5 protein-coding genes and 1 pseudogene are annotated in these 4,015 nt (G+C 73.9%); 3 read left to right on the forward strand and 3 right to left on the reverse strand.

Annotation, left to right across the window (positions count from 1 at the left end; translation table 11 throughout):
• Positions 1 to 235: pseudogene (locus ESP51_RS20785) on the forward strand (TPM domain-containing protein); the annotation flags it as partial.
• 9 nt (positions 236 to 244) lie between these two features.
• On the forward strand, positions 245 to 916 hold the full coding sequence (locus ESP51_RS20225; RefSeq protein ID WP_129522658.1) for a 2-phosphosulfolactate phosphatase: 672 nt from the start codon (positions 245 to 247) through the stop codon (positions 914 to 916).
• Positions 917 to 947: 31 nt separating this feature from the next.
• Here the strand turns inward: ESP51_RS20225 and ESP51_RS20230 are convergent, their stop codons facing one another.
• The 3 genes from ESP51_RS20230 to ESP51_RS20240 all read right to left on the reverse strand — a co-directional run bounded on the left by ESP51_RS20230 (position 948) and on the right by ESP51_RS20240 (position 3,377).
• The gene (locus tag ESP51_RS20230; protein WP_129522659.1) at positions 948 to 1,559 is read right to left on the reverse strand and encodes a CGNR zinc finger domain-containing protein; all 612 of its coding nucleotides are present in this window, start codon (positions 1,557 to 1,559) and stop codon (positions 948 to 950) included.
• A gap of 86 nt (positions 1,560 to 1,645) precedes the next feature.
• Complete coding sequence (locus ESP51_RS20235) at positions 1,646 to 2,143, reverse strand: SprT-like domain-containing protein (RefSeq protein ID WP_129522660.1); 498 nt, start codon at positions 2,141 to 2,143, stop codon at positions 1,646 to 1,648.
• 40 nt (positions 2,144 to 2,183) lie between these two features.
• Positions 2,184 to 3,377 carry a PQQ-dependent sugar dehydrogenase gene (locus ESP51_RS20240; RefSeq protein ID WP_129522661.1) on the reverse strand — a complete coding sequence of 398 codons (1,194 nt, stop codon included), beginning with the start codon at positions 3,375 to 3,377 and terminating at the stop codon, positions 2,184 to 2,186.
• A 49-nt stretch (positions 3,378 to 3,426) separates the two neighbouring features.
• Here ESP51_RS20240 and ESP51_RS20245 point away from each other — a divergent pair.
• Positions 3,427 to 4,015, forward strand: a 589-nt coding sequence (locus ESP51_RS20245; RefSeq protein WP_129522662.1) for a LamB/YcsF family protein, incomplete at its 3' end; no start/stop codon positions are given.

Here is a 4,015-nt window from a genome sequence, read left to right on the forward strand (position 1 = left end):
CGCCGTCGCGATCGCCGAGAGCCAGTTGCGCGTCGCACGCGAGGCGATCGAGCGCGGCAGGGGCGTCGTCGGTGCCGACGCCCGCACCCGGCTCGCCGAGGCCGAGCGCCAGCTCATCATCGCGCGTCAGGAGCCCGACCCCGTGGCGGCCCTCGATGCAGCCCGGCGCGCGTCGGCCCGCGCGAGCGACGCCGAGGCCCTCGCGATGTGGGACTCGGGCCACGGTGCGCGTTAGCCTGTCGCGGTGAGCGATTCCGCGGCCGCCCTCGGTCAGGCGAAGTACCAGGTCCGGTTCGACTGGGGTGCCGCCGGCGGCCGGCACATCCTGCCCGGCGCTCACGTCGTCGTGCTCGTCGACGCCCTGTCGTTCACCACCTCGGTCGTCGTGGCGGCCGAGCACGGCACCGAGACCGTCGTGTCGGATGCCGCTTCCGCCGGGGGAACGGGCGCGCTCGCGCTCGAGCTCGGTGCCGGTGGCGCGATCGTGTTCGCGGCCGCGATGCGCAACCGCACCGCCGTCGCCGAGCGGATCCTCGCGATGCAGGAGCACCGGGGTGAGCGCGTGATCGTCGCCGTCGTCGCGGCGGGCGAGCCCACGAGTGAGCCGACGGGCGAGCCGACCGGCGATCGTGCCGCGCCTGGCGGCGGCATCCGCTTCGCGATCGAGGATCACCTCGTCGCGGGCGCCGTCATCGACGCGCTCATCGGCATCGGCATCGACCACACCTCACCCGAGGCCGCCGTCGCGTGCGCGGCGTTCGAAGGGCTGCAGCGCGCGGCATCCCATCTCATGAGCGCGTCGGGCAGCGCCGTCGCGCTCGCCGCCGCAGGACGCAGCGACGAGGTGCGGCCCGCGACCGAGCGCGACGTCACGCGAGTCGTGCCCGAGCTGCGCGACGGGGCGTTCCGCGCCTAGCGTGGCGGCGGGGTCGCCCGGGGCATCCGCTTCATGCGGCCGGCTGTACCGCCTTGCGCGCGCGGTGCGCCCGCACCTTCGCCCGGTTGCCGCAACGCTGCATCGAACACCAGCGCCGACTCGCGGCGCGCGAGGTGTCGAGGTAGACGAACGCGCAGTCGCTGCCGCTGCACTCCCTGATGCGGCCGGCGTTCGAGGCGTCGAAGAGGTCGACGGCGTCGCGCGCGATCGTGGAGAGCGCCTGGCCGACGGCATGCACGGAACGGCCGGCCTGGCGTGAGCCGCCCGCGAGGGCCGGCGGGATGTCGGGAGTGGCGGCGTAGAGGTTCACGAGGTCGAGGTCGACGGCTCTCGGCTCGGCGCCGCGGCTTGCGGCGACGGCCATGCGGCCGATCGCGTCGCGCAGCGAGATCGCATCGAACAGGTCGCGCGATCGCGCGGGGCTCACCGCGACCGGGAAGCGTTCACCGAGCCACGCGGTGAGGTCGTCGGGCGCGTGCAGTTGCTCGAGCCCGGGTTCTTCGCCAACCCGGCCCGTGTAGGCGAAGTCGAGGGCGAAGGAGCCCGAGTCGAACCACCATCGGGTGCCTTCGGGTGAGACGAACCATTGCCCGACGGGAATGGAGACGGTGGAGACGGGCATGCAACCATCCTATGGGGTTACGGATGCCGCATCCGTGCGCCGGCGACCGTGATGTGCCCACCGGAGGCATGCCTTCGGCAGGCACGTCAGCCCGCGGCCGCGCTCGCAGCCTTGCGCCGCACCGACGCCGAGATCTCGCGCCGACGCCACACGATGAGGTTCGCCTGGTCGAATCGGCGCTGGCAGAGACCGCAACTGAGCGGCCGCTGCGGTTCACGGTACCGGAAGTGCTCGTGGCCCGATGGACAGTGGCCCACCCAGGGCGCGAGCTCGTCGGCGACCTCGCCGTCGTGGGTGCGCCGGCCGACGTAGCCGAGCTCGGCCGCGATCGTCGCCCACTTCGGTCCGTGCCCGGCGCGAGGGCCCGCCATCGCGTGCGCGACCTCGTGCAACAGGATCTGGTGGATCTCGTCGTCGTCGTAGCGGGCCGCGAGGTACCTCGAGACCGAGATGCGCCTGCCCGTGTAGTTGCAGAGGCCGGCGCGCTTCTTGGCGTTGTCGAAGCCGAAGCTCCAGACGGCGGGATCGAGGTGCAGCACGATGAGCGCCTCGGCCCACCGCCGAACCCGCTCGAGATCCGCCATGGGACGAGAATATCCCCGCGCACCGACGGTGTCGCGGATTTCAGCCGCTCGTCGGGGCGAGCGGCACCCGGTACAGGCGATCGTCGCCCTCTCGCGGCGACCCGCGCCCGTCGGTGTTGTTGCTGATGAACCAGAGGTCGCCGTCGGGGCCGGCGGTCATATCGCGGAGGCGTCCGAGCTCGCCGACGAACCATGGCGCGGTCGCGAGCGGCGCGCCCGAGGTGGCCGGCGCGATCGTCCACAGCCGCTCGCCGCGGAGCGCGGCGAGGAAGAGCGTGTCGCCGACGATCGCAAGTCCGCTCGGGCTCGCCTCGTCGGTGCCCCACTGCGCGACGGGGTCGGTGAATCGGGCGTCGCCCGCTTGGCCCTCCACGACAGGCCAGCCGTAGTTGCCGCCCGGCGTGATGCGGTTGAGCTCGTCCCACGCGTTCTGGCCGAACTCGGCCGCCCACAGGTCGCCGGCGGCATCCCAGGCGATGCCCTGCGGGTTGCGGTGGCCGAACGACCAGGTGAGATTGCCGAACGGATTGCCGGGCGCAGCCTGGCCGTCGGGCGTCATCCGCAGGATCTTGCCGGCGAGGGCACCGGGGTCCTGCGCGGCGTCGCGATCGCCGGCGTCGCCGGTGGTGGCGTAGAGGAATCCGTCGGGTCCGAACGCGATGCGGCCGCCGTTGTGGTTCCCCGCTTTGGGGATGCCCGTGAGGATCGGCTCAGCGCCGCCGAGCGCGAGTGAGCCGACGGCGCCCGTGAGCGGCATCCGCACGATCCGGTTGTCGGATGCCGCGGTGTGGTACGCGTAGACGAGGTCGGGCCGGTCGCCGTCGCCCGGCAGGAACGCGAGTCCGAGCAGCCCGCCCTCGCCGCCCGGAGCGACGCCGGGCACGGTGCCCGCGACCCGCAGGGAGCCGTCGCCGAGCACCTCGACGATGTTCGCGGTGTCGCGTTCGCTCACGAGCACCCCGCCGCTCGGCAGCCGGAGGATCGACCACGGCGCGTCGAGTCCCTCGGCGATCACCTCGGGCGCGCCGCTCGGCTGCAGCACCGGCGGGGGAGTGCGGGGCGGCTCGGTGCCCGGCGCGGGCGTCGAGGGCGAGGGCGAGGGCGAGGGGCTCGGTGCCGGGGGGCCCGTGCACGCGGCGACGGCGAGCAGGGTCGCGATGGCGATCGCAACGGATGCCGCGCGGCGAGAGCCGACGGATCGTGCCCCGCCGTGCGCCCCGCCGAATCCCTGCATCCGAATCCTCCCGCGCCAAGTCTGCCCGCGCGCGCGGCAGAATGGGAGCATGCAGCCGACGATCGACCTGAACAGCGACCTCGGCGAATCGTTCGGTGCGTGGCGCATCGGAGACGACGAGGCCATGTTCGCCCTCGTCTCGAGCGCCAACGTCGCGTGCGGCTTCCACGCCGGAGACCCGGTGACGATGCTCTCGAGCGCCCGCCTCGCAGCCCGCCACGACGTCGCCCTCGGGGCGCATCCAGGCTACCGCGACCTCGCCGGGTTCGGCCGGCGCGCGCTCGACACGAGCCCGGCCGAGCTCGCGGCCGAGCTCCTCGCACAACTCGGCGCGCTCGACGGCGTCGCCCGGGCCGCCGGCGTGCGCGTGCGCTACGTGAAGGCGCATGGTGCTCTCTACCACCGTCTCGGCGTCGACGAACGGGCGGCGCACGCCTTCGCCGAGGCGGTCGCCGCCTTCGAGCCGACCCTGCCGTTGCTCGGCTCCCCGTCGAGCGCACTCGAGCGGGCCGCTGATGCCGCGGGCCTCCGCTTCACCCGCGAGGCCTTCGCCGACCGCGGGTACGTGGCCGACGGTTCGCTCGTGCCGCGCGGCGAGCCCGGCGCGATCGTCGACGACCCGGCCGCCGCCGCCGACC

It is taken from the genome of Agromyces albus (assembly GCF_004134825.1).
Taxonomy (GTDB): domain Bacteria; phylum Actinomycetota; class Actinomycetes; order Actinomycetales; family Microbacteriaceae; genus Agromyces; species Agromyces albus.